Raw genomic sequence first — 24,715 nt, forward strand, 5'->3', positions numbered from 1 at the left:
TCCTACGAGCTTCTGGTGGTCGTGTGGAGCGACTCGAGCAGGGCGGGCATGGCGCGGCGCACGGCGTCGAGCGCGCGCTCGTCGTGCGCCACGGCGCCGAACTGGTAGGCGCCACGCTTGAGCAGCACGCCATGCCGGGCGGCTGCCGCCACGAGGGCGTCGAGCGGTGCCGGCTCGGCAGACACGAGTCGCCACATGACATTCGGCCCCTCGGCGCGCACGCCGGTCCACGGCTCGGCATGCAGCGCCGCACCGATGATGTCGCGCAGCGTCCCCCCCGCCGCGTCCATGCGCGCGCAGACATCGTGCTGCGCGTGCCAGGTGAGCACGGCGCGCGCCGCAGCGAGCCCGGTGGCTTCCGCCGCCGCGGTGGACGAAATCCACGTGCGCTGCGCGGCATCCATGGCGTCGGCGCGCCCCACCACAGCCGACAGCGGGTAGCCGTTGGCGAAGGCCTTGCCAATGACGGTGAGATCGGGGGTGATGCCATGCAGCGCCTGCACGCCCCCGGTACGCACCCGGAACGCGGTCTTCACTTCGTCGAAGATGAGCAGGGCGCCCACCGCGTTGGCCAGCTCCCGCGCCGTGGCAAGCCATTCGCGAGGGGCGATGTCATGCACGAGCGGCTCGAGTACGATGGCGGCGGGCGCGTCCCCCCCTCGCACGGCCGCGGCCAGCGCCGTGCTGTCGCCGAAGGGGACCCAGCTGACGAGCTCACGCGCGGCTGCGGGTACACCGGCGGCATCGCTGTTCCAATCGAGCCAACCGAAGTAGCCGCACGCAACGATGCGTTCGCGCGCGGTCAGCGTGCGGGCCAGCCGAACGGCGGCATTCGTGGCCTCGGCGCCGGTGCGCAGGAAGCGCACGCGCTGGGCGGACGGGATGACTTGCACCAGCGCTTCGGCCACTTCCACTTCCAGGCGGTGCGGCAGCGACGACACCGGGCCGGCGAGCGCGGCCGCCTGGACAGCGGCGGTGACGGCGGGATCGGCGTAGCCAATGCCCACGGCGCCCAACGCCATGCCACAGTCCACGAATTCGCGCCCGTCGGTTGTCCACACGCGACAGCCGGCCGCGCGTTCGTAGTGCGACGGCACGACGGCATCGGCGGCGAAGGCGCCGTACAGCGCATCGGGGCGCTTGCTTCCCGTGGAACTGCCCCCGGGAATGACCGCCGCGGCCCGCGCGCGCCACGGGTCGTCGGGCGACGGTACGGTGCGCGCGGGGGTGTTCATGCGTCGGCGGGCGCGGCGGCCAGTGCGGCCGCACCACGCGCGGCAATGGCGGCGGCACCGGCTGCCCTGCCCGCCTCCAACGCCTCCGCGTTGGGCACGCCCTGGGCGACCAGCGCGGCCGTGACTGACAGGCGCACTTCCCGTTCGATCGTGCGCAGCACCTCGATGCTGGCCGTGCGCAGCATGAGCAGCTCGCGCGCATCGGGGCTGGCGCGGAAGACGAGTGAGCGGAAGGCGCGCATGATGAGCTCCTCGTTGCGCGTCTTGAAGTAGGCGATGGCGTTGAGCGCGGCCTCCATGTCGGCGAAGGTGCGCTCGAGTTGCGATTTGTCTGGTGCCCCGGCAGCGTGGCGCGGCGCCGGCAGTTTCTTGGTGGCATCGCCCGCCAGCAGATGCAATTCGTACAGCCCCAACAGGCACGCCTGCGCCACGTTGAGGGAGAAGTGCTCGGTGGTGGGAATGGTGCAGATGGCGTGCGCTCGATCGAGCGCTTCGTTGGGAAGTCCGTGATCCTCGCGGCCAAGCATGATGGCCACCTTGCCGACCTGCGCGTGTTCGAGCAGATCCACGGCAGCCGAGCGCGGCGTGTGCCGTGCCCAGCGTGCCGCCTGCCGCCGCCCGGAGAAGCCCACCACGTACACGCAGTCGTCCAGGGCGCCATCGATGGTGTCGAAGTGCCGGATGCGCTCCACGATGTCACGCGTGTCGTGCGCCACCTGCTCGATGCGATTGGGATCGTACGCGCAGGGGCGGATGAGGCGCAGGTCCGACACGCCCATGTTCTTCATCGAGCGCACGACGCCGCCGATGTTGATGGAATCCTGCGATTCGTACAGAACGACCGCGATATTGTCGAGGATCGATTCAGCCATGAGCGGAAGATAGCGCCCCGGCGGTCACGCGTCGTACGCTCAGCCCAGCTGCAGCCGCAGGGGCTGAGCCGGTGCATGCCGGTCGCCACGCAGGTAGCCGAATCCGCCGCCGCCGCTGAGCACCAGCTGTCCGCGGCGCCGCTCCCGATGCGGCGGCCGCTCGTTCACCACCACGTCGAAGGTGACCGTCCCGCTCTCGAGCGCGGGGAGCAGCGCGCGGGGCCACTGCATGACCAGCTCCCAGCCGGTGGCCAGGGCACTGGCCCGCACCTGCGGCACTGGCCCGCCGGGTACCAGCGAGGTAAGCCGCACGGTGGCCCCCGCATCGCCGGGCAGCGGCACGGCCAGCACGGCGGCGCGCCAGCGGCCGGGCGGGTCGCCGGCCATGCCCACATAGACCTGCACGCCGTCGGCGTTCACGTCGGCGCGCTCGTTGTCGAGCAGGTTTTCCGGCATACGGGTGGCCGTGCCCCCGTCGGGGACGACGGGCGGATGCCCCGTGTGGGCCTGCAGGTGCACGACCAGCAGGTCGCGGGTCACCCCCACACGGATCTCGGCCGTGGGCCGGTTATCACCGCCCCAGGGTTCCTCGGTGGGCGTATAGTGCGCCTCCTCCAGCGTGATCGGCGGGTGAAGGGTGACAACGTCGTCGGCTGTCGCGCAGAGCGGTGCACGGACAGTACGCGCCTCATGCGGTGCCGCCGCAGGGGGTGACGGTTCGTCATGCGGACGCGTGGCATCACCAGCGTGACCGATGACCGGCAGGAGCTCGAGATCGATGCTGCTGCGGGCATGCCGCGCCAGGAGGCCAATGTGCCACCCGTGCGTGGCCGCTTCGTGGGTGGCGACCGTCCCATCGGGGGTCGTGACCGTGGCGTACGCCGGGCCGTCGGGGGCGAGCGCCACCTGCGTGCCGGGCACCCAGTGCCACACGCCCACGATGCGCCCGGTTCGGCCCTGCACATCGACCAGCAGACGCCGGTGCGATGGACGGCCGGGTGCCCCTGGTGCCAGCGCGCGCCACCAGCGGGATTCGCCGGTCGTGGCGTACACGGCCGACATACCGTCCTGCGCCAACATGGTGTCACTGGCTCCTGACGCATGCGGTCCCACGTGAATCACGTCGGGCGCGGCCACCGCTTCCTCGATCTGCCGCAGGAAGTCGTAGCCGTCTTCGGTCCCGCCCGCGCCCGCACGTTGGGCAGCGCGCCAGGCGGCGATGTTCGTGGCGTCGCCCGATGCTACAGGCAACGTGAGCGTGACCGGTTCGGCGGCCGTCCACTCGAGCAGATCCACGAGGTAGCCATCACACACCACGATGGTGCGGGTCGCCTGTACTCCCGGCGCCAGCTCCTCCGCCCGCTTCTGCACCCAGCCCGCCCCGCCGCGATTCTCGAACGCGGTCAGGGTCACGCGCCCCTCCTGCTGCGACGCGCCATTCACGAGCGGCGCGTGATGCGCCAGCGTGCTGCGGTACCAGTGGAGGGTGGGGTCGACATAACTCCCCGTGCCCGGATCATCGAGCCATCGCGCGGCATTCGACTGCAGCGTGAGATGCAGCCGATCGGGATGTCCGTGTCCACCGGCACTGGCGCCGCCGTCGAGCGCCACGTACACGCGGTCCCGTTCGGGTTCACGTCCGCCTTGGGGTTTTCGTTCGCGCTCGCGCCGCAGCACGGCGAGCCCCTGTTCGGGTTGCACGAGGGAGCCCGGCGTCCAGTGCCCGTTCGGCGTGGGCATGGCCGTGGCCATGAGCAGGGCGCGCCAGCTGCAGTCGGCCCGCGTCAGCGCGGCAGCGGGACGATTGCGCTCGGCGTCGGCGGTGGACTGGGCGCGCCCCGTCTCGCGCCGCGGCGCGCGTCCGTCGTACAATCGCTGCAGGACGGCCGCCAGTCGTTCGTCGTGCCGATGCGCGAGCCCCAGTTCACACCACTCGGCCCACCGCCACTGACGCACGGAAACGGCGTACTGCGAATCGCGGCGTGAGGGGAGCGTTTCGTCGGGAAGGAGGCCGGCGAAGGGGGTGGAGAAGCCTTCGTGATAGCGCTGATCGAGCACCGGATCGAGCGGCCGCCCAAGCACCGCCAGCAGTTGCACGCCGTACCACAGCCCGCGATGAGCGAACTGATGGTAGTTCTCCCCTTCGTACCAGGTGCCATCGGCGAGCAGCCCATGGCGCAGGAGGCTTTCCAACGAGCCGGGATGGGAGAGCCGCGCCGCCACGCGCCCGCGGTCACCCAACAGCGTCCACGCCGACAGCACCGCCACTTCGTTCCACACCTGACGGTTGGAACGACCTTCATGGTAGCCCGCAATGAGCGCACTGCTCGGGGCGAGGAGCAGCTCCCGCACCGCATCGTGCGGGTCATGGACCCCGGCCGCCTCGAGCAGCGCGAGGGCGTGACACAGATTGAGCAGCCAGATGGACTCGAGATAGGTGCTGAAGAAGGGGCGCGTGGGGCCCAGCACGTTGTCGCGGTTGGGCCAGTGCCGGTATCGCTGCGCGAGTTCGCGCAGGGTGCCAACCGCGAGATCCCGGTGTGGCGGTTGTCCACGCAGCAGGAACAGGGCGGCGGCGTGTACGGCACGCTCGGCGGTGAAGAGTTGCGCCCCCATGGCCCACCACGCGTGATGGGCCTCGTCCGTGTAGCTGGTGCCACAGCGCTCGCAGCGATGGCGGTGGGGCTGCCGCGGGTCGAATTCGAGCGGGGAGCCGTGTACGGGACAGCGCCCCCCTGCCCGCGTGAGTCGCGCCTTGACCTCCGGAATGGGGAGGGGCGCGGAGAGCCATGGGTCGAGTTCCGATGCCAACGCATCGGCCAGCGCCCCCAATGACGTGCCGGGCGCGGTCTCGCGCCGGCGGTCGGGTACGGAGAAAGGCAGCAGCATCACTTATTGGGACGACGGGTCCAACGGCTGACCGATACCAACTCCCCCCGCAGGTCCATCTCGACATGCTCCAGTCGGGCGGACAATCCCTGCACCCCGCGCGCGTGGTACAGCCAGGCCACGGGCATGTCGCGCTGCAGCAGGGTATCGACCGCGTGCCACGCCGCGCGGGCCTCCGCCGCGTTCGCCGTGCGCGCCTGGGCAAGGGCCTGATCGAGCGCCGGGCGATGGAATCCGGTGTAATCGAGGGCCCCGCCACGCTGCTGCGAATCGAAGAGCGCCGAGAGGTGCCCCAGTGCCACATCGCCGGGAATGCCCGTGAGCACGAGATCGAACTGCTTGTCGGGCTGCCGCACGGTGGCGAGGAAGCTGGCCAACTCCATTACGCGCACCTCGAGCTGCACCCCGCGCGTGGCGAGATCGGCCTGCAGCAGCTGCTCGACGGCCATATCACCGCTGCCCACGGTCAGCAGGGTGAGGGTGAGCGGCACTCCCCGGCGACGGCGTGTGGCCCCCGGCGAGGGCCGAGTCCAACCGGCAGCGTCCAGCAGGGAATCGGCGGCCCTCGCGTCCCGCGCATGGTTGACCGACTGGGCCGACGGCGACGAAGCGGGAAGACCGGGCGGCACGGCACTGTACGCTGGCGTGGCGAACCCCGCCACGGCTGCGTCGACCACCCGTTCGCGCTGCACGCCGAGGGCCACGGCCCGACGCACGCGCGCATCGTTGAAGGGCGCACGGGTGGTGTTGAACGCCAGCACCGTGGAGAAGAGCACCGGTGGCGACATGAGCCGCAGCGCCGGATCCTCGCGGACGAGGCGTGCCATGGTGGGGGACACGCCGGCAAGATCGAGTTCGCCGCTCACGAGCCCCGCAAACTTGGTGGCCGCCTCGTCCACCACCGCCACCACGAGACGCCGAAGCTGCGGCGGCCCCCCCATGGCGGCGGGGAAGGTCTCGTTCCGCCCGAAGCGCCACTGCCGGCCGGGGAGCCGCGACTCGAAGCGAAACGGCCCGTTCCCCACCGGGGCGGTGGAGAACGGGTGGGCGCGCCAGCGCGCCGTGGGCACCGTGTCAAGCAGATGCCGTGGCACAATGGGCAGTTCGCCAAAGACCACGGGCAGCTGCGCCTGCGGTGATGTGAACCGGACTTCGAGGGTGAACGGGTCGGGGGTGCGCACCTGCTCCACCACGCGCACATCACCGCGGCGCGGCGAGCCGAGCGTCGAGTCGGCGGCGCGGTTGAGCGTGAATGCCACGTCAGCGGCCGTGGTGGGGTGCCCGTCGTGCCAACGGAGCGTGGAGTCGAGCCGAAAGGTGACCGTGCGCCGTGCGCCATCCCACTCCCAGCGGCGGGCAAAGTAGGGGATGGGCTGCAGCAGCGAATCGAGACGCACGAGCGTGACGAAGAGCATATGGCGCTGCACCTGGCGGGCCATGGTGTGCACCGTGACCAGCGGATTGGCCGACTCGAGGTCGGTTCCGGAGGCAATGACCACGGTTCCCGGCTCACGCGCGGCCGGGGCACAGGCGACGGTACCAGCGAGCGCGAATGCACCGGCAAGCGCGCCAGTACGCGCGCGCGCCGCGCGTCCGGGCCACGGACGGCGGGTTGACGTGCGCGATGCAGGAGGCATCATCCTGCCGTGCGCCGTCTCTTGCTGCGCGTCACCGACGCGGCCGTCCTGCTCTGGATCGTCACCACCATCACCTTCGCGCTGTTGCACCTGGCGCCGGGTGATCCGGCGACGTTGCTGATCGCGCCAACCGCCACGGCGGCGGAGGCGCAGCAGTTGCGCACCGCCATGGGGCTCGACGCACCGCTGCCCGTGCAATATGCGCGGTGGACAGGCGGACTGCTGCGGGGGGATCTTGGCACCAGTCTGGCGCGCGCGATGCCGGTGCGCGCCGTCATTACCGAGGCGCTGCCGGTATCGCTCTTCCTCGGCGGTGTGTCGCTGCTGGTGAGCTTCGTGCTGGGCACGCTGGCGGGGGGGTATCAGGCGCTGCGGGCAAGCCGACGCGTCGATGGCTGGATTTCGGTGGTCACGGTCACGCTGTTCGCCACCCCGAGTTTCTGGCTGGCGCTGGCGCTGGTGGCGCTGTTTACGAGCGGCGTGGCGGTGCTTGGGCTTCCCGAGTGGCTTCGGCTCCCGGCCTTCGGCATGCAGTCGCCGGCCGCTGACGCGGTGGCGCCCTGGAGTGACCGGCTGCGACACGCGGTGTTGCCCTTGCTGGTGCTGTCGCTGCCCGGCATGGCGGGGGTGTCGCGCTATGCCCGGCAGACCATTCGCGACGCGCACCGGGCACCGCATGTGGTGAGTGCCTACGCCCGCGGGCTCTCCCGGCGGCGGGTGGAGTGGCGTCACATCCTGCGGACCGCCCTTACGCCGCTCGTGGTGCTGTTCGGGCTCACCCTCCCTGGCGTGATTGCGGGGTCGGTGTTCGTGGAGCAGGTGTTTGCCTGGCCTGGCCTGGGGCGCGCCATGCTCGGTGCCATTGGCGCCCGCGATTATCCGGTGGTGCTGGGACTCACGGTGGTGTATGCCACCGCCGTGGTGGCGGCGAATCTCCTGGCGGATGTGCTGCTCTGGTGGCTGGATCCGCGGCGGCGCACATGACCGGCACGGGGTGGCGGTGCGTGCCCGCCCGGGCCGGGTGGCCCGGCCTCGTGCTGGGACTGATGTGCCTGGCGGCGGTCATCGTACCCATGATCGCCGGAGAGCACGCTCGTGAGATTGGCGATGTGCTGGGGACGCGGCTCACGCCACCCCTCGCGCGCGACGGGCGCGGCGTGTGGCACCTGCTGGGCACCGACGCCTTTGGCCGGGATATGGCCGTGCGCATCTGGACGGGGGCGCGGGTGTCGCTCTTCGTGGGGGTGGCTGGCTCGGCGTTGTCGGCGCTGCTGGGCGTTGCACTGGGCGCCGTGGCCGGGTGGCGCGGCGGGTGGGTGGACCGCGTCATCGTCGCCCTTGGCGACGCGCTGCTGGCGATCCCGCGCCTGGTGCTGCTGCTGGTGATCGCGGCGTTGTGGTCGCCGGGGCTGCGCGTGGTGGTGGTGGTACTGGGCCTCACCGGCTGGATGGCCGTGATGCGGCTGGTCCGTGCCGACGTACAGGGGGTGCGAGTGCTGGGCTATGTCGAGGGCGCGACGGCGCTCGGGGTACCGTCATGGCGAGTGCTGCGACGCCATGTCCTGCCCAATGCCCTGGGGAGTGCCCTGGTGGCAACCACACTGGGGGTGGGCAATGCCATTGTGCTGGAAAGCGGCCTCTCGTTTCTCGGGCTGGGCGTGCAGCCGCCCACGGCGAGCTGGGGGAACATGATTGCCGGCGGACGCGAGTGGCTGCTCGTGGCGCCATGGATCGCCCTCAGCCCGGGGCTTGCACTCATTGCCACGGTGGTGTGCGCCACGATGCTCGGGGAACGGCTGGGGGGGCGCGGCGAGGACGCGCGGCCTAACGCGACCGCTTCACCCGAAACGTCAGCACCGCCCGCGGTGCTCCCTCGAAGCTGAACGCGCCGGCCACCACCGACGGCGGACCGACTCCCGTTTCGTCGAGTCGACAGGGGGTCACCTCCCACGGCCCGTCATCGGGGAAGCGCAGCGTGCCCCATGCGGATCGCCGGGTATTGTTCACCACGCGAAGTACCGCGGCGTGTTCGTCCTGTGTGGAGGGCGTGAAGGCCGATAGCTCGAAGGCTTCACCGGCGACCTCCGGGCCGTGGCACCGGATGGCGCGCGGCAGGTCGCGCCAACTCTCGCCGGTGAGGGGAAGCAACACGTCATCGCAGGCATCGCGTACGCGGGCCAGGACATCGTCGCTCATGGGGCCGTGCAGCAACAGCGCCGTGCGCGCCGAGAACGGCCCCAGGCACTGCGCCTCGGGTATGGCACACGGCCATCCGGCGTGCCCGGGACGCTCCGGCAGGTCGTTGCGCGACAGCTCTCCCACGGCGCGCACCAGCGTGAGGGCCAGGCGACGGTCGTGCACGACGGCTTCCGCCAATCCATCGGCAATCATGGTGGCACCGAACAGCGGCGAGGCGTGCATGGCCCAACGATGCATCGGCATCGTGTCGGGCACCGCTTCCCGTGTGTGCGCGGGGGCCGTGATGGGATCGCGCTGCAGTGGGCCGAAGGCGGCGTCGGCCCACACGCGCCCGTCCGTCACGTCGGTGTTCCACACCAGCTGCAGGCGCATGTTGGTGCGCCACGACCGACCGCGAATGTGGCACTGCACCACCGGCGACATGGCGTCGACCACCAGATCGGTCACGACCACCACGCGCGCGTCGGGACCGGGACGGCGCCGCGTGGACGCCGTGCTCCAGCGCAGCCGCACCGTGGCGCGCAGCGGTCCCGTGGCCACCACGCGGGCGCCGGTGCAGCGCATCCGCTCCACGGCACCGCGAAGGCTGGCCGTGTAGCTGTCGCCCGCATCCTGCTGCAGCTCGAGCGCCAGCAACTGCGGCAGCGCCCGGTCATCCACGCGCAGGGTGACCGCGCGCGTGGCCTCGTCCAGTTCCAGTGTCAGTCGCCCGTTGTGCAGCACGGTACATCCGTTCACCTGCTTCCGTGTCACGCGACAGGGCGGTTCGACCGGAGGGGCCGTCCATCGTGCGGCGTCCCAGGCGTCGATGCCGAGCGCCGGTACCGGCGGCACCCAGAGCAGCAGGCGGTGCGCGCGCACGAGGTCGTTGTCGGGATAGTGCTGCGGCGACTCGCGCCGTAGGCGCGTGCGGTGCGTGCCAAGTCGCTGGTGTACGGGCGCGGGCGGCGCGAACAGGGCGCCCGTGGTTGTGCCCGGCGCCTCGGCAACGGTGGCGCCGGCGCTTCCCGGCCCGACCGGCTCGTCGCCCAGCGTTTCGAACAGCGTAACCTCGGCGATGCCTCCCCTGCTGCGCGGCGCCCGATTGCGCAGCACGACGCGTCGCCAGTCGAAGTCGGCCACGTGCTGCCGGGCCGCGACGGGATCGTACCCCAGCAGCTGCTGCAGGGCGGCCTCGCGCAGCCCCTGCCCCTGCTCGGCCACGAGGTCCTGCTGCAGCTCCATGCTGCGCGCCACCGTATCCACCGAACAGCCACACAACGTGTCGTGCGGGTGCGTGGCCAGCAGTTCCTCCCACGCGCAGTGCAGCAGCGCCGGAAGCTGGGCCATGGTCAGTCGCGCCGCCGGGTCCGGCAGCACCGCCGCGGCGCGAGGTGCATGCGCGGCGGATTCCGGTTGGAGCCGCAGCAAGGCGAGCCAAGGCTCCACATCGCGCAGCAGCCCCCGTTCGAGGCGCGCGTTGCGCCGTTTCTGATGGGCCCGCGTGCCGGTGGTCCCGGCAAGCGTCCAGGTATACCCGTACGAGTCACGCAGCTCACCGACAACGATTGGCAGCGACGGCGGCACCGCGGCCGCCGACAGGCGGGCGGCCCACTCTTCGAGTGTCGTGCGTTCGACGTGGGCACGTGGACCCGCCGCCTGCTGCAGCGCGGTGATCGCCTCCGCCAGATCCGGCTGCGCCGCGTGGTGATCGGCGCCGTTGAGCAACAGCGCGACCGTGCCCTCCGTACGCTGCCGCCAGAGCGCCTCCAGCTCGGCCCAGCGCCGGGTCGCCGCCTCGTGCGCCACCGGAAGGGCGCTACCGAATTCGTAGCCGTCGGGGGGCAGATGGTGCGCCAGTACGGTGCTGCCGTTGGGCGCCTGCCAACGGAACCGATCGGTACGGGGGTGCGTGCGGCCACCCACGCCGCGCCAGACGACCGCCACCGGCAGCCCGAATTCAGCGGCAACCATGGGCATGGCAGCCGGGTGGCCGAAGCTGTCGGGGCAGTAGGCCACCCGCGGCGGGAGGGCCTCCAGCTGGCGCAGCACCCGCGCCCCAGCCTCGAGGTTGCGCACCAACGCTTCCCCGCCCGGGATGAGATTGTCGGCAAGCACGTACCACGGGCCGGCCTCGAGGCGACGGGTCCGGAGGGCGTGGCGCAGGGCCGGTTCGGCCTCCGGACGTACGCGCAGGTAGTCCCGCAGCGTGATGGCCTGCCCGTCGAGGAGGAACGGGCCGGTCGAGTCCGCGAGCAGGGCGTCGACGAGGGCAACCAGACGCTGCCGGAAGCGGGGGGCCACGTGGTACCAGTCGCGGTCCCAGTGGGTATGGGCAACGACACACACCCGCAGCGGCGGCGTTTCGGCGGAACCGGTGGGTGACGCGTTCACGCGTTCAAGGTCGCGTGCGGTTGACCCCAACGGCAAGCCCGTCGAGCTTTGTGCAGCGGCCCCTGCCCGTGTGGGGGCGTCGCGTCACCGATCCCAGGACTGCCCGATTGGACTTCCTTACCCAGCTCTTCGACCAGCTTCGCGACCTCGAAGGTCTCGTGAAGTGGGCCGGCTACGTCGGCCTCACCCTCATCATTTTCGCCGAGACCGGCCTGCTGGTGGGCTTCTTCCTGCCTGGTGATTCCCTGCTGGTGACGGCCGGGCTGCTCGCGGCCAATCCCGACTTCGGGCTCAACGTGTGGTTGCTGGGGGTCATCCTGACGATCGCCGCCATCGTGGGGGACACCGTGGGCTACGGCGTGGGGAAGGCCACCGGCCCGCGCATCTTCACGCGCGAGGACTCCCTGTTCTTCCACAAGGATCATCTGCTGAAGGCGCAGGCGTTCTACGAGAAGCACGGTGGCAAGACCATCATCATCGCGCGCTTCATGCCCATCGTGCGGACGTTCGCCCCGGTGGTAGCCGGCGTGGGACGCATGCACTACCGGTCGTTCGTGACCTACAATGTCGTGGGCGGACTGCTCTGGATCTGGAGCATGCTGCTGACCGGCTACGTGCTGGCGAAGACGGTGCCGGGCGTGGCCAAGCACGTGGAGAAGATCATCCTGCTGGTGGTATTCCTTTCCATTCTGCCGGGCATCATCGCCTGGCTGAAAGAGCGCAAGAGCAAGGCCGCCTCGGCCTGACGTTTCCCTCGTTCCCCAACACTCGGAGATCCACGCATGGCCCATACGCTGCCGCCGCTTCCGTACGCCCCCGAAGCGCTCGAGCCGCACATCGATGCGCAGACCATGAACATCCATCATGGCAAGCATCATCAGGCGTACGTCACCAATCTCAACGCGGCCATCGAGAAGGCGCCGGAGATTGCTTCGTGGTCGCTCGATGACCTGTGCCGCCAGATCAACGAGGTGCCGGAGAGCGTGCGCACCGCCGTGCGCAACAACGGGGGCGGTCACTGGAATCACTCGCTCTTCTGGCAGCTGATGGCGCCGAACGCCGGCGGCGAGCCCACGGGCGCGCTGGCCGAGGCGATCACGGCAGCCTTCGGCTCGTTTGCGACGTTCAAGGAGCAGTTCCAGGCGGCCGGCATGGGCCGCTTCGGTTCCGGCTGGGCGTGGCTCGTGTCCACCAACGGCGCGCTGTCAATCATGAGCACGCCCAACCAGGACAATCCGCTCATGGAAGGCAAGCACGCCATCCTGGGCGTGGACGTGTGGGAGCACGCCTACTACCTCAAGTACCAGAATCGCCGCGCGGACTACCTTGGCGCGTTCTGGAGCGTGGTGAACTGGGCGGAAGTGGCGAAGCGGTACGGGAAGTAACTCCGACCGACTTCCGGAACCAGATATCCGACACACGAAACTCCCCCGGCATCGCGCGATGTCCGGGGGAGTTTCGTGTCTCGGGTGCCGAGTGGCCGGTGCTGCTCAGGCGTGTGCCCCTTCGGCCTCTGTCTTCCGCCGCGCCGACATGATCAACGTGACCGCGGTGTACGCCACCACCACGGCCACCAGCCAGCGCAGCGCAGTCAGCGGCAGTGACTTGACAATGTAGGCCGCCACCAGCACGGCCGGCACACCGCCGATGATGTTGGCCATGACGGCCCGCGGGTCCACCTTGCCGAGGCGGATGAACCGGTCGCTGGCGAAGGGCATGAGGAAGGCACAGCTCCCCATCATGATGGGGAAACCGGCGGCGGGATTCATGCCCAGGACGCTCACGAGCAGCAGGCATGGGCCGTACAGCCCGATGCCGATGGTCATGAGCACCCCGAGCACGAAGTTGCCGAACAGGGCCACGCCCAACTTGAGGCCGGTGAGGCCGATGGCCTCCCCTCCGCCGGGGAGGGCACCGGCCGCCTGCGCCATCGTGAGCATCGCCGCCGCGGCGAGACACAGCCCCATGCCCAGCTGGATGCGCTGCGTGGGCCACTTGGCCACCAACCCCGCGCCCACCCAGGCCCCGACGACCGCGGCGGCGATCATGCCGATGAGGGTGACGGGTTCGACCTCCACGACCTGCGTGTAGATGAACGCCTGCGTCAGCGCAGCCATCGTGTGTCCGGCGTTCAGCGTCCCGGGAATGAGGGCATCCTTCACCCACTTCGTGGCCCGGTAGATCGTGGTACTTGTCGCGAACGATCCGATGCCCAGGGTATCGAAGAAGTTCGTGACGACGCCGCTGAGCAGGAGGCCCGGCGTCGGCTTGAGCGACCCAAGCTTGGGGAGTCCTCGCACGAGCGAGATCACATGATAGACGGCCACGAGACCGAGGCCAATCAGCAGTAGCAGCTTGGCGTCGAATTGCATCGGATGCAGCGAGAGGGGCGGGCGGAAGGGAAACCGACGCTACAACGTACCGCCCGGCGCAGCCGTTGTCCCGCCCGGTGCCGTTCGTCCCAGCCGTTTGTCTCGCCCCCTGGCCCTACGCTCAGCTCAGCACGCCGGGGATCAGGGCGAAGAGCATGGTGATGCCCAGACCAACGAGCGATGCCATCCACCCCGCCCCGCGGGAGACGCGAGCCACCACACTCACCCCCACCGCCGTGATGAGCACGTTCCACAGCGTGAAGAGATCGAGGCTGGCCAGCACCCCCATCAACCCCGGGTTGGTCTTCACGGGATCTACGAAGCGCGCCGGCCCAAGTGACGCGGAGAACAGCGAGGTGACCGCACTGGCATCCACCAGTGCCCCCTGCGCGGCGGTCGCGATCAGACTGAGCACCCGCGGCACGCTGGCCAGGGTGGCAACGAACACGGCCCGTCCGAGCGGCAGCGCGGCCCCGACCACCTTGGCCCCCAGCCACGTGACCAGACCACCGAGCACCCCGGAGAAGATCGCCGTGAGCGACCAGCTGAACAGCAGGAAATAGCCGCTGAACGTGCGCCCCTGCTCCACCGCCTCGGCCGGCATCTTCTGGCCCTGCTCGGCCATCTTGATGACCTGCAGGTCGTAGTTCGCATCCATGTACGGCTGGAGCAGGCTCTTCGTGGCCACCACGAGCACCAGGAAGACCCCGGTGAGCAGCAGCATGTAGATGCCGACCCCGCGCGTACGCGTGCGTTCGAACACCGCGGACGGTGCCCACAGCACTTCCAGCAGGTCTTCCCACGCGCTGCTGTGCGGCACGGCCGCCGGGGTGTCGTTGCTCATCGTGCCGCTTCTCCTTCGAGGTAGGTATACCCTTCGAGTCCCGCCACGAAATCGGCGATGAACCCGTTCATCTCGTCGCGGGAGAGGCCCCTGGACGCGTTCACCTTACGGCGGAACGTGGCGAGGAGTTGCGACGCGCCGAACTGCACGTAGTTGAGCACCTCGGTCACGGTGTCGCCCTCGACCATGTCCGTGATCTCGTAGCTGCCCTGATCAGTCATGCGCACGTGGACGGCGTTGGTGTCGCCGAACAGGTTGTGCAGGTCGCCGAGGATTTCCTGGTAGGCGCCGGTGAGGAAGATGCCCAGCATGTAGTCCTCCCCATCGCGGAACTCGTGCAGTTCGAGGCTGGGGCGGCCGTTCTTGTCGCCCACGAAGCGGTCGATCTTGCCATCGGAGTCGCAGGTGACGTCCTGCAGGGTGCCGCGACGCACCGGCTCCTCGGTGAGGCGATGGATGGGCATGATCGGGAAGAGCTGATCGATGGCCCAACTGTCGGGGAGCGACTGGAACAGCGAGAAATTGCAGAAGTAGCGATCGACGAGCGCCGACTCGAGTTCGGGGAGGATGTCCTCGTAGGTGTCGGGATTGGCCTTCGCGATGCGATAGATGGCATTCATGGTGGCCAGCCAGAGCACCTCGGCCTTGGCCAACCCACGCAGGTTGAGCACCCCCGAATTGAAGTACTGCCGGGCACGCTCCTTGTCGAAGGAGGCGTCGTGGAACACCTCCAGCACCTTGCGCGGCTTCGGCTCGCGTTCAATGAGGGTGCGCCAGTCCTCGTGCATCTCGTGCAGCAGCGAGAAGTCCTCATCGTCGAGCGGCGGCACCGGCTGTTCGGCCTGCGATTCCACGTCGATGACCTTGAGCAGCAGCAGCGCGTGGTGGGCGGTGAGCGCCCGCCCCGATTCGCTGATGATGTGCGGCATGGGTAGCTCCGCCTCCCGGCACGCCTCGGCGATCGTGTAGATCACGTCGTTGGCGTACTCCTGCAACGTGTAATTGACGCTCGCGTTGTTGGTGGAGTTGGTACCGTCGTAGTCGATGCCCAGCCCACCGCCCACGTCGACATGCGTGATGTCCACGCCCAGGGCGCGCAATTCCAGGTAGAAGCGCGCCACTTCTGCCAGTCCCGACTTGATGAAGCGGATGTCGGTGATCTGACTGCCGAGGTGGAAGTGAATGAGCTTGAGGATATCGAGCCGTCCTGCCGACTCCAGCTTGTCGATGAGCTTGATGAGTTCGGCCGAGCTGAGGCCGAACTTGCTCTTCTCGCCGCCGCTCTGCGCCCAGCGACCGGCCCCTTCGCTGGCCAGCTTGATGCGCACGCCGCAGGTGGGCTTCACATTGAGCTCTTCCGCCACTTCCAGCAGGACGTCGAGCTCGCTGACCTGCTCGAGCACGATGAACACCTGGTGCCCGAGCTTCTGCCCCATGAGGGCCAGCCGCATGAACTCGTGATCCTTGTAGCCGTTGCAGACGATGAGATGCTCGGTGGTTTCCGACAGCCCGAGCACAGCCTGCAGTTCGGGCTTGGAGCCACACTCGAGCCCCACGCCGTGCGTCTTGCCGAACTGCACGATTTCTTCGACCACGTGCCGCTGCTGGTTGACCTTGATCGGGTAGACGGTGGTGTACCCCCCGGTGTACTCGAACTCCTTGATGGCCGTGGCGAAGCGCTCGGAGAGCGTCTCGATGCGCGAGCGCAGGATGTCGGAGAAGCGCAGCAGCACGGGCAGCTGGATGCCCTGACCCTCGAGGTCGGCCGCGAGGTCACGCAGGTCGAGCGTGAGATGCGGCCGCAGCGGATCGGGGCGCACGATGACGTGTCCCCGGTCGTTGATGTCGAAGTATCCCGCGCCCCACCCCTCCACGTTGTACAGGGCGCGGGCGGCATCGATGGACCACGGGATAACGGGCGCCTGAACGGCGTCGGGCTGGATTCGCGTTGCCATAGGGGCGGAAAGCTAGACGGTTCGTGGCGGTGGAGGGAGCCACCGGCACGAACCGCCAGAATTGTGACGTAGGGAACCGGCCGGACGGCCGATCAGTTGTCGCCGTCCAGCAGCCCGCCGAGCCCGCCAAGGACCGACCCTTCGCCCACCCGTCGACCGCCGGCGGAGGGAGCCGACGCAAGGATGCGGTCGGCGAGGCGGGAGAACGGGAGCGTCTGCAGAATCACGCGCCCGGGACCGGTCATCTGCACGAAGAACAATCCTTCGCCGCCGAACAGTGCCGTCTTGATCCCCGGCACCGTCTGAATGTCGTAATCGACGGTGGGCTGGAAGGCCACCAGGCAGCCGGTATCCACCCGGAGCTTCTCCCCGGGGGCCAGGTCGATGGCGTGCAGCGTTCCCGACGCGTGAAGAAACGCGAGCCCATCCCCCTGCAGCTTCTGGAGGATGAACCCCTCGCCGCCGAAGAAACCGGCCCCGATCTTCCGGGTGAACGCCACGGAAATATCGATGCCGCGCGCCGCGCACAGAAAGCTGTCCTTCTGCGCCATGACGGTGCCGCCCCAATCGCGCAGGTTGAGTGGCACGATGCGGCCGGGATACGGGGCGGCAAAGGCCACGTCGGCGCGGCGTGCCCCGCTGTTGCCGAAGAGGGTCACGAAGAACGAGTCGCCCGAAAGGACGCGCTTTCCCGCGCCAATGAGCTTGTCGAAGAGCGACCCCGACTTGGCGTTGGGGTCGAGCGTGGTGGCCATGGTGATGCCCTCACGCATGAACATCATGGCGCCCGCTTCGGCGAAGACCGCTTCGCCCGGGTCGAGCGTCACGATCACCGCCTGCAGGTCGTCGCCAATGATCTGGTAGTCGATCTCGTCCGCCATCACTTGCCTCCGGAGCCGCCCGCGGGGGTCGCCGCACGAGCGGGTTGTGGGGTCATCTTCACCTGGTCGCGTCCCTTCTCCAGGAACGGGATGCCGCGCACCATCCACAACGGCGGTTCCGCCCCCTGGAGTTTCACGGCGAAGAACTCCTGCATTTTCTTGTCAATGTCCTTCTGGTTGGCGCGCTTGGTCGGGTTGTGCTCGTCGCCGTTGTACACGACCATGTACGCTTCCTTCTGCAGGCGGCGCATCGCCACGTAGAACTCGATGCCCTGGTACCAGGGCACCGCGCCGTCGTTGTCGTTGGCCATGAAGAGCACGGGGGTAGTGACCCGATCGAGCCGGAACAGCGGCGAGTTTTCCACGAAGCGCTCGGGGTACTGCCAGAGGGACCCGCCGATGCGGCTTTGCGTGTGTTCGTACTGGAACGTCCGCGCGAGCCCGCTCTGCCACCGGATGCCACCGTAGGCACTCGTCATGTTCACCACGGTGGCGTTGGGCACCGCCGCCGCGAACATGTTGGTCACGGTAATGAGGTACGCCGACTGATAGCCACCCCACGACTGCCCGGTGATGCCGATGCGCTTGGGGTCCACGTACCCCTGCCGAATGAGCGCCTGTACGCCGGGGATGATGGCCTTGGCGGCACTCGGCCCGGGCTGGCCGTCGGTGTACACGATGTCGGGCATGAACACCACGTAGCCCAGCGCATTGTAGACCAGCGGATTCACGGTGTTGCGGCCGCTGGGTGCCTGGTAGTTGTGCAGCCCATCGGTAAGCTTCTCATAGTAGTACACCACCATGGGGTACTGTCGACTGGCGTCGAAATTCTCCGGCTTGTACACGAGGCCGCGCAGCGGCACCCCATCACTGTTGAGCCACGACACGAGTTCCACCGAACCGCGCGGATACTCGGCATCCTGCGGGTTGGCATTGGAGATCTTCGTCGTGGCGGCGATGCTGCTTCCCGTCCAGAGATCGGGGAACTCCCGATAGGTGCTCTGCGTGAGCAGATACTGCTCGGCGTGGCGCGCCTTCTGGAGGCCGCCGAAGTTGCGGTCGGCCATGATGATTTTCTCCGGACGCGTCTCCGCACCAATCTGATCGCGCCAGAAGCCGCTGGACTTGGTGAGCGTATCGACGGCGCGCAGCAGCAGCGGCGTGCGGGTATCGAGGAAGGGATCCTCGCGGTCGAGATCGATGACCCGGAAGGTGACGCCGGCCCGACGGCCCTCGCCATCGGTGAGATTGCGCGCCGCCACCACGCCGGCGGGATCGACTTCCCACACATCGAAGCGATCGTACACCAGCACCCGCTTGTCACCCTCCGTCCATCCGGCCATACCGTACGGGGGCGGAACGTCGGGCGAGTCGAACTCCTCGTCCTGGAACTTCACCGGCAGCTTGTCGGTGAGCACGACCTTCTTGCCGGTCGCGGTGGCATACGCCACCCACTGCCCCTTCTCGAACCAGGTGACGTAGTTGGCCCCGGGCGACAGCTGCACCTGCCCGTCGAGCTGCTTCGCCACGAGCATCCGCGCCCCGGTGAGCGGGTTCAGGAGATACGCGTCGGTGGCTCCCTCCCCCCAGAACTGGGGGATGGCGTATTCGAGGCTGTTGAGCCCGAGCACGGTGCGTCCGTTGTCGCTGATGATGACCCGCAACGAGTCGTTGGCCAGCTGCGTCCACGTGTTGGCGGCGAGCGTGTACAACGCCGTGTACGTGCGGTTGCGGTCGCGGTTGGCCGTGACCTTCTGCTGGGGCATGATCTGCGCGTCCTTCCAGTGCCACAGATCGTAGATGGCCTTGTCGGCGAGCGAATCGGCGGGAATGGAGTCGGCGGGAACGTTGCTGAACGCGAAGATGAGCGCGTTGCCCTCGCGCGTGAACGCGAGCTGTCCTCGGTCGGCCACGAGCAACCCGGCGGGCGCATCGGTCGGCGCCACGAGGCGACGAGCCGCCACGGGCTTCCCCTTCGCCGGCTGCAGCCCCGCATGATACACGCTGAAGCGTGGCCGCGGCGTGGAGTCGTTCACATCGGAGACGAACGCCACCTGCTTGCCGGCGCGATCGAAGGTGAAGCCGCGATACGTGGCCGCGCCCGAGATCAGCGTCGTCACGACGCCGGTGCCGAGGGCGCGCACGAAGGCGCCGTTGCCGACCCCGTCACGTGTCGTGACGGTGTAGCCGAGCGACTGTTCGTTCTCGTCGAAGGTGTAGCTGGTGACGCCCTCGATGCGCGTTTCCGTGCCGGCGGCCAGATCGCGCAGCACCAGCGTGGTGCCGTAGTCGCGGCGCGGGCCGGCGGGCGCGGGCGCGCCGTTCTGCCCGGGTGCTCCCGCCGGACGGGCAGCCGCCGTGGTGTCTTCGAGCTGGTAGGCGAGATACCTGCCGCCGTTGCGGGCGAGGCGGAACGAGCGCACGTTGAGCACGAGTCGCACACTGCCGTCGGCGACGCTCAGGATACCCATGCTACTGCGCGGCTGTGGTGCCCCGCGGCGGGCGCGGGCCCGCTCCACGTCAGCGCGCGACGGATAGATGGTGAACACCACGAAGCGCGAGTCGGCGCTGAACTGGGCCGGTGCCGCGCTGAACTGGGCGGCCGAATCGGCCGAAGGCTGCAGCTGCGGGCGCCCGGTATACCCGCGACCGATGTTGGCGTATTCCGTGCCGCCGCTGGTGGCGCGCACGATGAGCGCGCCCTCCCCCACCACCGGGCTCACGGTGTAGGCCACCCACTTGCCGTCGTTGGAGAGTGAGGCGCCGGAGATGGTACGCCATTCGTCGTACGTGTCCTGCGTGATGGGCTTCTTGCCCGCCGGCAGTGGCGGCGGTGACCACCGGCTGACGGCGGTGAAGGGATTGGCGGGCTGCGCGATGAGCGCGGCAGGGACACTGGTCAGCACGAGCGCCGACAGGAGTGGCGCGAGGGGGACACGCGCGGCGGCGGGCATGACGGAACGCAGGACGATCGATCGCATCGGAGAGGGAGCGAAACGGGTGCGTGGGCTGGTCGCAGGATCGCCGGGGCCCCAACTTGCACCCGAGGTTCCTGTACCCCGGAAGACTAACGGCGCGGCGCGCGCTGCGTGAGGACATCAATGCGACGTTTACTCGGCTACTTCGCCCGGGGGTTGGTGCTCCTGGCGCCCCTGGCCGTGACGGTGTGGGTGTGCTGGATCGTGTTCCGAAGCGTGGATGGCTGGTTGGGGCTCCCCATTCCGGGGGCCGGCTTCGTGGCCACGCTGGCGCTCATCACGCTCTTCGGATTCCTCGGCTCGAACCTGCTGACGCGATCGGCAGTGTCGGCGTTGGAGGCCGTAATGGCCCGGCTCCCTTTCGTGCGACTGCTGTACGGTTCCACGAAGGACCTGCTGAACGCGTTCGTGGGAGAGAAGCGTCGCTTCGACAAGCCGGTGATCGTGAGCCTCACGGCCGACCACCGCGTGCGCCTGCTGGGGTTCGTGACCCAGGAGAGTCTGGCGCATCTGGGGCTCACCGAGCAGGTGGCCGTGTACTGCCCGCACTCGTACAATTTCTCGGGACAGCTGTACGTGGTGCACACGTCACAGGTGCAGCCCATCGACGTGGCGAGCGCCGACGCCATGGCCTTCGTGGTGTCCGGTGGCGTTGCGGGCCTCGTGCAATCGTCGCAATCGACCGGCGAGTTTGCCTCCCTTCCGCCCAACTCCTGATGCGTACGCCCCGCCGCTTCCCCGCCCTGCTGTGCGCGCCCATGACGTGCGCGGGCATGCTGCTCACCGCGTCCGCGGGCGCGCCCGCCGTGCTGTCGGCGCAGCCCGCCTCCGTGAGCGCCGAGGTCCCCGTGCTGCTGCTCCCCGACGCCGTCTTCGACGGCGCCGGTGATGCGCCGCAGCCGGGGTGGGCCGTACTGGTGAGCGGCCAGCGCATCGCCGCCGTGGGCCCGGCGCGCACCCTGCAGGTCCCCGCCAATGCGCGACGCATTGCGCTACCCGGTACGACGCTGCTCCCCGGGCTGAGCGATCTGCACAGCCACGTGCTGCTGCACCCGTACGACGAAACGCCGTGGAACGACCAGGTGCTGCGCGAATCACTCGCGCTGCGCACGGCGCGGGCAGTGAACCACCTGAAGGCCACGCTCGATGCCGGCTTTACCATGCTGCGCGACCTGGGCACCGAGGGGGCCGGTTACGCCGATGTGGGGCTCAAGGAGGCCGTGGAACAGGGCATCATTCCGGGGCCGCGCCTGTTCGTGACGACCAAGGCGATCGTGGCGACCGGTTCGTATGGTCCCAAGGGCTTTGGTGCCGAGATCGGTATTCCGCAGGGCGCCGAAGAAGCCGACGGCGTGGAGGGCGTGACGCGCGTGGTGCGCGATCAGATCGGCCACGGCGCCGACTGGATCAAGATCTACGCCGATTACCGGTGGGGACCGCGCGGTGAGGCGCGACCGACGTTCACGTCGGCGGAGTGGCAGGCCATCGTGCAGACGGCGTCATCGAGTGGACGCCCCGTGGTGGCCCATGCGAGCACCGCCGAGGGGATGATGCGCGCCACGCTTGCCGGCGTGGAAGTGATCGAGCACGGCGACGCGGCCACCGCCGAGGTGTTCGAGGCGATGAAGCAGCGCAACGTGGCCTTCTGCCCCACGCTGGCGGCCACCGAGAGCACCACGCGCTATCGGGGGTGGAAGAAGGGGGTCGACCCCGAGCCCGCCGGGATCACGCAGAAGAAGCGCATGTTCCGCCTGGCGCTGGCCTCGGGGGTGACCATCTGCAACGGCAGCGACGTGGGCGTGTTCGCGCATGGCACGAATGCCCTGGAGCTGGAGCTCATGGTGGAGTACGGCATGACCCCGGTGCAGGCGCTCAAGGCCGCCACCAGTGTGAATGCGCGTATCATGCACCGCGAGAACGAACTTGGGCGCGTGGCGCCGGGGCTGCTGGCCGACCTGGTGGCCGTGCAGGGCGATCCCACCCGGAACATTGGCCAGCTCCGTCAGGTGACGTTCGTGATGAAGGGGGGGCAGGTCCACCGCCGCTGATGGCGCCAGACAGGCGGGCACCGGTTCGGGTCGTGGCGCGTTGTTCAGCGTGCTTCGACCCGACTTGCTTCCCGACCATCTCGCCGAACGCGTCACGACGCATTCGGCGGCCGGCATGGCCGCCGGCGCCGGCGAATTCGTGCTGTACTGGATGCGCACGGCGGTGCGCGCCCACGAGAACCCGGCGCTGGACACCGCGCTGGCGCTGAGCCGAACGCTCCAGCGCCCGGTGTTCGTGTATCACGCGCTGAGCGAGCGCTACCCGTACGCCGCCGATCGTCATCACACCTTCATTCTCGAAGGCGCGCGTGACGTGGAGGCCGAGTGCGCCGCGCGCGGCATCGGGTACGCGTTTCATCTGGAGCGGCCGGGGCATCGCCAGCCCGCGCTCAGGCAGCTTGCGGAACGCGCGTGCCTCGTGATCACGGAAACGATGCCGGTGCCGCCACTGGACTGGATGACCGACAGCCTCGCCGACCAGGCGCCCTGCCCCGTATGGAGTGTGGACACCGCCTGCGTGGTGCCCATGCCGCTGGTGGACAAGGCGCACACGCGCGCCTTCGCGTTCCGCGACGATACCGCGAACATTCGTCGCGAACGGCTGCGACGGCCATGGCCGGAGGTCACCCCGGCGCATCCGCCGTTCGTTCCGGCGGCCTTGCCGTACGAGCCAGTGGTGCTGGCCACGGCAGACATTCCGGCGCTCGTGGCACAGTGCGAGATCGACCACGGCGTGGGCCCGGTGCCGCACACGCGCGGCGGGTCGCGCGCCGGTTACGCGCGCTGGGAAGAGTTCACGCGCAGTGGCCGACTGGATCGCTATGCGGCCAAGCGCAACGACGCCACGATCGACGGCGTGAGCCGCATGTCGGCGTACTTCCACTACGGCATGGTGTCGGCGCTGCGCGTGGCGCGGGAGTGCGCCGCCCTGGCGGGTGACGGCCCCGCGAAGTATCTCGACGAACTGCTGGTGTGGCGCGAGCTGGCGTACGCGTTCTGTTTTTGGCACGCGTCGCCCACCACGCTCGAGGGCATTCCGGCGTGGGCGCGGGAGACGCTGGCCACGCACGAGCGTGATCATCGCGACGTGCTGTCGTGGGAGCGTCTGGCGCGCGGGAAGACGGGTGACGCCCTGTGGGACGCCACGCAGCAGTCGCTCGTGCGGCACGGCGAGTTGCACAACAACGTGCGCATGACATGGGGCAAGGCTTTGCCCCTGTGGTCGGAGAACGCCGAGCAGGCGCTCGAACGACTGGTGGATCTCAATCACCGCTACGCGCTCGATGGTCGGGACCCGGCGTCGTACGGCGGGTTGTTGTGGTGTCTGGGGCAGTTCGACCGTCCCTTCACTCCGCCGGTACGTGTGCTGGGCACCGTACGTCCGCGCCCCACCAGCGAGCATCGGAAGCGTCTGGACCTGCAGGCGTATCGGCGCCGCGTGGAGCGTCCGGCCATGCCGTCGGCGCCGTCGGTGCTGGTGGTGGGGGCCGGTGTGTCGGGGTTGGCCTGCGCCCGTACGCTCACCGACCACGGGTTCAGCGTGACGGTGCTGGAGAAGGGGCGCGGCGTGGGCGGCCGACTGAGCACGCGCCGCGAGGGGGCATGGCGTTTCGATCACGGCGCGCCGCTCATGCACTTCGGCGATGCGCGTACGCGTCGGTTCGTGCAGTCGTGGGAGCAGGACGGCTACCTGGCGGCGCTGGGCGACGCGCACACCGGACGTGGGGCCATGTCCACGTGGCCGAAACATCTGGCCGCCGACCTGACCGTGAAGACGGGCGTGCAGGTGCAGCAGCTTGTGCAAGGGCAACACGCGGGCGCCCGGTGGCAGGTGCAGGATCAGCACGGCGTGACCCACACGGCCGATGTGCTGGTGCTGGCCATCCCGGCGCCGCAGGCCGTTGCCCTGCTTGGAGGCGCCCCCCCGTCGGCGTTGATGGCACTGCAGGAGGTGCGCATGGCTCCCTGCTGGAGCACCATGGTGGTGTTCGACGCGCCGCCGCCGGTGCGCCTGACGGAGCAGCTGCGCGCCGGCGAACTGACGTGGGCCGACGAGCGCGTGGTCCGTTGTGTTGCCATGACCGCCCTGCCGGGGCGCCCGACGGCCGATGCCTGGGTGGCGCAGGCCAGTGCGACCTGGAGCCGCGCACAGCTGGAACGCGCGGCGGAGGAGATCTGCGCCGAGGTCACGCCCGTCCTGTGCGCGCACCTGGAGACGGCGGGCACGGTGCTGCACGCGGCCAGCCATCGCTGGCGCTATGCCCGCACGGAACAGGGGGTGGACAGCCCCTGCCTCTGGAGTGCGGCGCAGGGCGTGGGGGCGTGCGGCGATTTCGCGATGGCCTTTCCCCAGGCGGCGAGCGACGTGGAACGCGCGTGGCTGAGCGGCGTGGCCATGGCGGGACGCATACTGGGCGGATGAGCCGTGGCTC

17 protein-coding genes are annotated in these 24,715 nt (G+C 69.2%); 7 read left to right on the forward strand and 10 right to left on the reverse strand.

Annotation, left to right across the window (positions count from 1 at the left end; all coding sequences use genetic code 11):
• Positions 1–2 precede the first annotated feature (2 nt).
• From LW840_RS05725 to LW840_RS05740, 4 genes are read right to left on the reverse strand one after another with little or no spacing between them, the layout of a single operon-like run.
• The gene (locus LW840_RS05725) at positions 3–1,235 is read right to left on the reverse strand and encodes an aminotransferase class III-fold pyridoxal phosphate-dependent enzyme (RefSeq protein WP_291268862.1); all 1,233 of its coding nucleotides are present in this window, start codon (positions 1,233–1,235) and stop codon (positions 3–5) included.
• The gene (locus LW840_RS05730) at positions 1,232–2,107 is read right to left on the reverse strand and encodes a TrmH family RNA methyltransferase (RefSeq protein WP_291268190.1); all 876 of its coding nucleotides are present in this window, start codon (positions 2,105–2,107) and stop codon (positions 1,232–1,234) included. Before LW840_RS05730 ends, LW840_RS05725 begins: the two co-directional genes overlap by 4 nt.
• Before the next feature lie 39 nt (positions 2,108–2,146).
• Positions 2,147–4,996, reverse strand: a complete 2,850-nt coding sequence (locus LW840_RS05735) for a heparinase II/III family protein (RefSeq protein ID WP_291276586.1) — start codon at positions 4,994–4,996, stop codon at positions 2,147–2,149.
• On the reverse strand, positions 4,996–6,495 hold the full coding sequence (locus LW840_RS05740; protein WP_291276587.1) for a peptide ABC transporter substrate-binding protein: 1,500 nt from the start codon (positions 6,493–6,495) through the stop codon (positions 4,996–4,998). Before LW840_RS05740 ends, LW840_RS05735 begins: the two co-directional genes overlap by 1 nt.
• Before the next feature lie 147 nt (positions 6,496–6,642).
• Between LW840_RS05740 and LW840_RS05745 the strand changes: the two genes are divergently transcribed.
• Positions 6,643–7,617, forward strand: a complete 975-nt coding sequence (locus tag LW840_RS05745; RefSeq protein WP_291268193.1) for an ABC transporter permease — start codon at positions 6,643–6,645, stop codon at positions 7,615–7,617.
• Complete coding sequence (locus LW840_RS05750; RefSeq protein ID WP_291276588.1) at positions 7,590–8,516, forward strand: ABC transporter permease; 927 nt, start codon at positions 7,590–7,592, stop codon at positions 8,514–8,516. Before LW840_RS05745 ends, LW840_RS05750 begins: the two co-directional genes overlap by 28 nt.
• Here the strand turns inward: LW840_RS05750 and LW840_RS05755 are convergent.
• Entirely contained in the window at positions 8,458–11,205 is a 2,748-nt protein-coding gene (locus LW840_RS05755; protein ID WP_291276589.1) for a hypothetical protein, read from the reverse strand. The genes LW840_RS05750 and LW840_RS05755 overlap by 59 nt on opposite strands.
• 107 nt (positions 11,206–11,312) lie before the next feature.
• Between LW840_RS05755 and LW840_RS05760 the strand changes: the two genes are divergently transcribed.
• Positions 11,313–11,951 (forward strand): VTT domain-containing protein, encoded by a 639-nt coding sequence (locus LW840_RS05760; protein ID WP_291262086.1) that lies wholly within the window; start codon positions 11,313–11,315, stop codon positions 11,949–11,951.
• 36 nt (positions 11,952–11,987) lie between these two features.
• Positions 11,988–12,590 (forward strand): superoxide dismutase, encoded by a 603-nt coding sequence (locus tag LW840_RS05765; protein ID WP_291262085.1) that lies wholly within the window; start codon positions 11,988–11,990, stop codon positions 12,588–12,590.
• Positions 12,591–12,695: 105 nt separating this feature from the next.
• On the opposite strand, the gene LW840_RS05770 is transcribed toward LW840_RS05765, so the two are convergent.
• The 5 genes from LW840_RS05770 to LW840_RS05790 form a co-directional block, all read right to left on the reverse strand.
• Positions 12,696–13,577, reverse strand: coding sequence for a permease (locus tag LW840_RS05770; protein WP_291262084.1), 882 nt, complete (start codon positions 13,575–13,577; stop codon positions 12,696–12,698).
• Between the two features lie 121 nt (positions 13,578–13,698).
• Positions 13,699–14,421, reverse strand: coding sequence for a hypothetical protein (locus LW840_RS05775; protein WP_291262083.1), 723 nt, complete (start codon positions 14,419–14,421; stop codon positions 13,699–13,701).
• Positions 14,418–16,376 carry a biosynthetic arginine decarboxylase gene (speA, locus tag LW840_RS05780; protein WP_291262082.1) on the reverse strand — a complete coding sequence of 653 codons (1,959 nt, stop codon included), beginning with the start codon at positions 16,374–16,376 and terminating at the stop codon, positions 14,418–14,420. Before speA ends, LW840_RS05775 begins: the two co-directional genes overlap by 4 nt.
• 92 nt (positions 16,377–16,468) lie before the next feature.
• Positions 16,469–17,260 carry a TIGR00266 family protein gene (locus LW840_RS05785; protein ID WP_291262081.1) on the reverse strand — a complete coding sequence of 264 codons (792 nt, stop codon included), beginning with the start codon at positions 17,258–17,260 and terminating at the stop codon, positions 16,469–16,471.
• Positions 17,257–20,211: a prolyl oligopeptidase family serine peptidase gene (locus LW840_RS05790; RefSeq protein ID WP_291276590.1), complete on the reverse strand. Its 2,955-nt coding sequence runs from the start codon at positions 20,209–20,211 to the stop codon at positions 17,257–17,259. Before LW840_RS05790 ends, LW840_RS05785 begins: the two co-directional genes overlap by 4 nt.
• Positions 20,212–20,358: 147 nt before the next feature.
• On the opposite strand from LW840_RS05790, the gene LW840_RS05795 reads away from it, so the two are divergent.
• From LW840_RS05795 to LW840_RS05805, 3 genes are read left to right on the forward strand one after another with little or no spacing between them, the layout of a single operon-like run.
• The gene (locus LW840_RS05795) at positions 20,359–20,952 is read left to right on the forward strand and encodes a DUF502 domain-containing protein (protein WP_291262079.1); all 594 of its coding nucleotides are present in this window, start codon (positions 20,359–20,361) and stop codon (positions 20,950–20,952) included.
• Positions 20,952–22,283: an amidohydrolase family protein gene (locus LW840_RS05800; RefSeq protein WP_291268197.1), complete on the forward strand. Its 1,332-nt coding sequence runs from the start codon at positions 20,952–20,954 to the stop codon at positions 22,281–22,283. The genes LW840_RS05795 and LW840_RS05800 overlap by 1 nt, the downstream gene beginning before the upstream one ends.
• A 49-nt stretch (positions 22,284–22,332) precedes the next feature.
• Entirely contained in the window at positions 22,333–24,705 is a 2,373-nt protein-coding gene (locus LW840_RS05805; RefSeq protein WP_291276591.1) for an FAD-dependent oxidoreductase, read from the forward strand.
• Positions 24,706–24,715: the final 10 nt, after the last annotated feature.

Source organism: Gemmatimonas sp. (genome assembly GCF_021298855.1).
Classification (GTDB): Bacteria; Gemmatimonadota; Gemmatimonadetes; order Gemmatimonadales; family Gemmatimonadaceae; genus Gemmatimonas.